The sequence below is a fragment of the Mycobacterium sp. genome, assembly GCF_035499775.1.
GTDB lineage: Bacteria > Actinomycetota > Actinomycetes > Mycobacteriales > Mycobacteriaceae > Mycobacterium.
In genome coordinates this window covers 1-4,970 of record NZ_DATJYB010000020.1, presented here as the reverse complement: position 1 = coordinate 4,970, position 4,970 = coordinate 1, and the positions used below count along the sequence as shown (strand labels likewise).

Genomic DNA, 4,970 nt, shown 5'->3' with positions numbered 1-4,970 from the left:
CGACGGCCTGATATGCCTGAAGTCCTTCGGCGAGTGAATAACTCGCGGTAACGGGCAGTGGCCGGAACTGAACTGCCCAGATTCGAAGTAGCGACTCATCTGTGCCAGTCGTCGTGCGGAGTCGACGACGCCGAGTTTCCCGCTGTCCGTGCCGAATATCCGGGTTTCGTTGTGGTACAGATCTCTGAGATCAATCTCCACCGCTCGCGGATGAATTGCACTGATCACCACCAGCCTGCCCCGGTGCGCGAGCGAAGCCAGGGCGGCCGCGGTAGTCACCCCGCCAACGGCGTCATAGACCACCTGTGCTCCGGTGCCGCGGGTCAGGTGCTTGATCTGGGCGCCGATGTCGGCGGCCGGGTCGAAGCCGACGAAGTGGTCTATGACACTCGCAGCCGGGGTGTCTGGGCCGGGTGGCCGACGGTCCACGCCGATTACCGTGGCACCGAGGGCCGCGGCGATCTGGGCAACCGCACCGCCGACCCCGCCAGAAACCCCGAAGATCACCATGGTTTCGCCAGCAGCCAGCTGCGCGGTTTCCACCGCTCCGTACCAACCCACCACAAAGTTGACCCCGACGGCCGATGCTTCGTCGAAGCTGAGTCGTTCGGGTTTGCGCACGAGCGCCGCGACCGGCACCGACATCAGCTGGGCATGCGAACCGTCGCGGGTGAACCCGACGTCTCCGCCGGTGCCCCAGACGGCCACCCCCTCCCATTCGGGTGGGCCGCCGACTACCACACCGGCGAAGTCGCGCCCGGGCGTGCGCGGCAGTACCGTCCAGTCCATCTGCCCGGCGACGTTTTTCACGTCGGAAGGATTCACCGAGGCCGCTTCGACCCGGATCACCGCCCGTTGCGGCGATGGTTCTGGGTCGGGCAAGTCCGTAACCCCAAGCACAGCCGGGCCGCCGAAGCGGTCGAAGCGCAGCGCACGCATCTTGTGTCCTTCCGTAATTCGATGGTCATCGCTTAACACCATCTAGACAACACCCGACCAACTGATCGCGTCCAACGAATAAATCAGATCTAATGCATCGCGTATCGCGATACAATCTGCCGGATGGAGCTGCGACACCTGGAATATTTCGTGGCCGTGGCCGCCGACCTGAACTTCTCCCGTGCGGCCGAGCGGATACATGTCGTGCAGTCGGCGCTGTCGGCGGCGGTCAGCAGGCTGGAAAGAGAACTGGGCGTCGAGCTGTTCGACCGTTCCAAGCGTCAAATCGCGCTCACCGCGCCGGGCGAAGCATTCCTCGAGCATGCCCGGGAAGTGATACGCGCCGCGCAACGGGCACGGTCCTCGGTCGACGACTTTCGCGATCAGCTCACGGGTACCGTCACGCTCGGCACCCTGATGTCGTGGGGAACGATTAACCTCCCAGCGGCGCTGCAGGAGTTCCGCCTCCGCAACCCGCTGGTGACGGTTCGCCTCCGCCAAAGCCTCACCGGCTCCGCCGGGCATCTGGCCGCAATCGCCGACGGCAAGATGGACCTGGCCCTGGTCTCGATCTCCTCGCCGCCGTCGCCGCTTGTCGAGCTGCGTGAGCTGACGAGTGAACCCATGGTCTTCGTCTGCGACCCCGGCCACCCGCTGTCTGGTCGCGCGCGCGTGCACCTGAAAGACCTTGCCGGACAAGAACTCATTCAGTTCCCGGTCGGGTGGGGGATACGGCAACTCGTCGACGCCGGTTTCGCCGCTGCCGGGGTTGACCCGGTCAGCGCCTACGAGGTCGCCGACTTCGCGATCGCCGCCGACCTGGTCCGGCACCGACTGGCCGCAGCGATCCTGCCAGTCAGCGCTGCCAAACGCTTTATCGACTTACGCGCGATCACCCTGCACCCGACCCTGAACTGGACATTGTTTATCGCCTCTGCCCCGGCTCGACACCGCAGCCGGGCCATCTCCACGCTCGCCGAGATGCTGATGAGTCATGCCGCCCAGCGGAATTGACGCTAGATTGAAGGGTCGCGTACGACGACGGATAACGCCCGGACAACCTTGTTTGTCGCGTTGCGGTAGTGATGCGGCGTCGCGGGGTCGAAGGCCAGGGAATCGCCTTCCATCAGCTGCAACGTTTCGAATCCGACGACCGCTTCGAGCTCTCCTTCCAGAACGTAAAGGTATTCGCGACCGTCGTGACGGACGGCCCGTCCATTCTCTGACGACTGACCGCCGGGTTGGTACACGATCTCGATGAGGTCGACCCTGTTGTCATGGGTCGGCGTGAGACGCTCCCACCGGACACCCGTCGAGAGTTCGATCGTGTTGCGATCGCCGGCCCGCTGCACGATGCCCGCCCCGTCCGCGCCAGTCGCGCGACCCCATGGCGGGTCCACCCGGTACGGCGGCGCTACCCCCGGCAGATGCGGCAGCTCCCCCGGTTCGACGTCGTCGCCGCCGAACAAGGAGTCGATTGAAATGCCCAGCTGGTGTGCCAGCGCGTATACGACGCCGGCCGACGGCGCGGTCACCCCGCGTTCCACCTGGGAGACCAGACTTGCCGAGCATCCCGCCCGACGTGCCAGTTCTCGGACGGAAAAGCCCCGCGCGGTCCGCACTTGGCGGAGCCGCCCTCCTAGGCCACCCGGTACCCCGCCGGCGGCGCGGGACTCTGAAGTGTCCGTCATAGTGCTCTAGTGTACAGGTTAATGTACACGGACTTCAACGTGAAGTGGCACTATGCGGTGAGCCAAACGCGAAACACCACATAAATCTGGATCTTTAGGTGACACTCGCCACTTTCCTTGACTGTCTTACTGCACATGGTGTGCAATATATTGCACATCCCTTAGTCGGTAAACCAGTCGAGAGAGAAACCTGCGATGACCACTTCCACCACCACCATGACCAACCGTCGTCCCGTCAGCGAGCTGCGCATCTTCCAGACACCTGAGAGCTTGCCGCAGAACCTGCAGAAGGTACTTGTTGACCTCGTCGAGTTGCACCTGCAAGGCAAGCAAGCGCATTGGAACCTCGTTGGTACCAACTTCCGCGACCTGCACCTGCAGCTCGACAGCATTGTCGACGTCGCACGCGAAGCCGCTGACACGATCGCCGAACGTATGCGCGCCCTGGACGCCGTTCCTGACGGACGCACCGACACGGTCGCTGCGACAACGTCCGTTCCGGCTGCACCAGCGGGCCTGGTCAACACCACCGACATCGTCGACATCATCGCCGACCGGATTTACGCCACCGTGGTCACGATGCGCGATGTCCACGACGAGGTCGACGCTGCGGATCCGTCGACCGCCGACCTACTGCACGCCATTATCGCCGACTTGGAAAAGCAGGCGTGGATGCTCAAGTCGGAAAACGACAAAGCCTGAGGGCGGCCAGTCCGACTTCGCAGCCTGCTACGAGGTTGCTCGAGTGGCTCACCCGAAATGAACTGAAAAGGAGATCGAGAAAATGACCGAGGCTGGACGGAATGCGCCTGCAGGCGTTGCGATCACAGGTGCGCGTGCGGTGGTGACAGGGGCAAACCGCGGACTGGGAAAGGCGTTCGTGCAAGGACTCCTCGACCGCGGCGCGGACGCCGTGTACGCGGCAGCACGGAACCCCGGGTCCGTCGAAGTCGACGACGACCGGATCATCCCGATCCGGTTGGACATCACCAACCCGGGTGATGTCCGCGCCGCCGCCTCGCGATGTGGCGACGTGGCGCTGGTGATCAACAACGCCGGTGCGATGCTGCGGAGCCCGCTCCTGGCAGCACCCGACCTGGGCGCGGCGCGCAGCGAGATGGAGATCAATTACTTTGGGACGCTGGCGATGTGCCGCGCATTCGCCCCCGTGCTCGCCCACAATGGCGGTGGCGCGCTGGTCAACATGTTGTCGGTGGCCAGCTGGCTGGCGTCGCCGTTCAACGGCTCTTACAGTGCGTCGAAATCCGCCCAGTGGGCTTTGACAAATGCGATTCGCACCGAACTGCGAGCAGCCGGAACACTCGTCGTCGCCGTACACGCGGGTTGGATTGACACCGACATGGCAGCCAATGTGCCCGAGGCCAAGATTTCGACCCATGACGTCGTCGCGCAGACGCTGGATGCAGTGCAGCGCGGGAACGAAGAGGTGCTGACCGACGATTCGACGCGACGGGTGAAGGCATCGCTGCCCTCCGACCTTTCGTCGCTCTATCCCGAGCTCCAGCGGCAGTGGGATGCCGAAGACTGGCCCTGGAAAGGGTAGTCCAAATGGCGGCGACCCGCTGCGCCCGGCTGCGCCGCGCTTGCGATCGCCGCTAATGGCGGCGACGCTCAGTCCCCGACGAAGCCCTTGTTGCGCATCAGGATGTCCGCCAGGAACCCGTCGTGTGGGATCTCCGGCGTGGCAAAGTAAGTCGGATGACGGCCGCGGTACACATTGGCCAGCGTGGGCTCATCGAGCAGGTCGTCGATCAGCTCGTCGTCGCCAGTTATCGCGGTGATCACCAACGAACGCCGCAGCGGCTCCAGGCCCCCCGACGATGAGTCGCGAGACCACGGCGCCACCCACACGCACGGGAACGGCAGCTCGATATTGAGCTTGTCCGGATTGGGCTCGGACAACAGATGCACGGCCGGGCGCAGCGCAGCGTAGCCGTCACCCAAGGCCGCGACCACCTGATCGGCGCCCAATAGTGGAGTCGTTCCCGCGGCCTTGGCGGCCAGATAGTTCGCCAAAGCCGTTGCCTTGTCGACGGGTTGAGTGGGCAGGATCGCTTGCTCGTCGTCGCTCGGCAGCGGCTCAATCGTAGCCAGCCGCTCGGCAATCGCGTGCGCCAGCGGTCCGGGATCGCCTTCGTAGAGCACGGCGGTAGTGTTCACGCATGCCATCCCGCCCAGGTTGGCGATCGAGTCGACGATGACGTCGAGGTAGTCACGCCAATCCCGGTCGGCGGTGATGAGGATTTTCGCGCGTCCCGGTCCGTTCACCACCACCGTGGGATCGTTGGCGTACTTGTCGACCAGGTCCTGGCCTCCGTA

General features: G+C 64.3%; 5 protein-coding genes and 1 pseudogene. 3 read left to right on the top strand and 3 right to left on the bottom strand.

Annotation, left to right across the window (positions count from 1 at the left end):
- The coding region (locus VML93_RS01315) for a zinc-binding alcohol dehydrogenase family protein (RefSeq protein ID WP_325606878.1) at positions 1-939 on the bottom strand (939 nt) is incomplete at its 3' end.
- A 123-nt stretch (positions 940-1,062) separates the two neighbouring features.
- On the opposite strand from VML93_RS01315, the gene VML93_RS01310 reads away from it, so the two are divergent.
- A complete protein-coding gene (locus tag VML93_RS01310) occupies positions 1,063-1,953 on the top strand; it encodes a LysR family transcriptional regulator (RefSeq protein WP_325606876.1) in 891 nt (296 codons plus the stop codon).
- A 2-nt stretch (positions 1,954-1,955) separates the two neighbouring features.
- Here the strand turns inward: VML93_RS01310 and VML93_RS01305 are convergent, their stop codons facing one another.
- Positions 1,956-2,630: an XRE family transcriptional regulator gene (locus VML93_RS01305; RefSeq protein ID WP_325606875.1), complete on the bottom strand. Its 675-nt coding sequence runs from the start codon at positions 2,628-2,630 to the stop codon at positions 1,956-1,958.
- A 195-nt stretch (positions 2,631-2,825) separates the two neighbouring features.
- Between VML93_RS01305 and VML93_RS01300 the strand changes: the two genes are divergently transcribed.
- Both VML93_RS01300 and VML93_RS01295 read left to right on the top strand, forming a co-directional pair.
- Positions 2,826-3,332 carry a DNA starvation/stationary phase protection protein gene (locus VML93_RS01300; protein WP_325606873.1) on the top strand — a complete coding sequence of 169 codons (507 nt, stop codon included), beginning with the start codon at positions 2,826-2,828 and terminating at the stop codon, positions 3,330-3,332.
- An 82-nt stretch (positions 3,333-3,414) separates the two neighbouring features.
- Positions 3,415-4,194, top strand: coding sequence for an SDR family oxidoreductase (locus VML93_RS01295; RefSeq protein ID WP_325606872.1), 780 nt, complete (start codon positions 3,415-3,417; stop codon positions 4,192-4,194).
- A 68-nt stretch (positions 4,195-4,262) separates the two neighbouring features.
- Here VML93_RS01295 and VML93_RS01290 read toward each other — a convergent pair.
- Positions 4,263-4,970, bottom strand: a pseudogene (locus VML93_RS01290) (aldehyde dehydrogenase); the annotation flags it as partial.

What these genes read in the sequence shown, in the direction of transcription:
- VML93_RS01305 (WP_325606875.1), bottom strand. Translation starts at nt 2,630, where the DNA reads ATGACGGACACTTCAGAGTCCCGCGCCGCCGGCGGGGTACCGGGTGGC.
- VML93_RS01300 (WP_325606873.1), top strand. Translation starts at nt 2,826, where the DNA reads ATGACCACTTCCACCACCACCATGACCAACCGTCGTCCCGTCAGCGAG.
- VML93_RS01295 (WP_325606872.1), top strand. Translation starts at nt 3,415, where the DNA reads ATGACCGAGGCTGGACGGAATGCGCCTGCAGGCGTTGCGATCACAGGT.
- VML93_RS01310 (WP_325606876.1), top strand. Translation starts at nt 1,063, where the DNA reads ATGGAGCTGCGACACCTGGAATATTTCGTGGCCGTGGCCGCCGACCTG.